General features: G+C 54.6%; 1 protein-coding gene. It reads right to left on the bottom strand.

All coding sequences use genetic code 11. The features are described from left to right. Nucleotides 1–689: SDR family oxidoreductase (locus OCK74_RS27850; RefSeq protein ID WP_279300396.1), on the bottom strand; the 689-nt coding region annotated here is incomplete at its 3' end. Nucleotides 690–701 lie beyond the last annotated feature (12 nt).

Here is a 701-nt window from a genome sequence, read left to right as displayed (position 1 = left end):
TATCTGGCCATCCAGCCACCGTCTACTACCATGACATGACCATTCATGTAAGCAGAGGCTTCGGAGCACAGGAACACCACTGGTCCTTTAAAGTCTGCAGGCAAGCCCCAGCGATTGGCAGGAATGCGACTTAAAATAGCCTGGGAGCGGTCCGCATCCTCACGCAATGCCTGGGTGTTGTTGGTGGCAATATAACCTGGAGCAATCCCGTTGATGTTTACCCCCTTGGAGGCCCACTCATTGGCAAAAGCCTTGACCAGACCGGCTACAGCAGACTTGGAAGCGGTATAGCCGGGTACATTGATCCCCCCCTGGAAGGAGAGCAAAGAACAGGTAAACACCACTTTACCCGAGCCCCTGGCAATCATGTCCTTGCCAAATTCCCGGGTTAAGAGGAACTGGGCATCCAGGTTGACTGAAATCACTTTATCCCACCAATCATCGGGATGCTCGGCCACCGGTTTACGGAGGATCATGCCGGCATTGTTGATCAAAATGTCGATGGTATGGTTGGCCTTGACTTCCGAAATGAAGCTGTAGAGGCCTTCCCGATTAGAGATGTCCACCACATAGGCAGTGTAGGTTCTCCCCAGGGCAGTGACTGCTTGTTCCGTGTCGCCGCCTTTGACCGCTTCCACGTTGGAGGCGCCCACGATGTCGGCACCAGCTTCTGCCAGGGCAATGGCCATCGCCTGTCCCAG

The sequence above is a fragment of the Paraflavisolibacter caeni genome (assembly GCF_025628885.1).
GTDB classification, from domain to species: domain Bacteria; phylum Bacteroidota; class Bacteroidia; order Chitinophagales; family Chitinophagaceae; genus Flavisolibacter; species Flavisolibacter caeni.
This window is presented reverse-complemented; position numbering and strand designations above follow the sequence as displayed.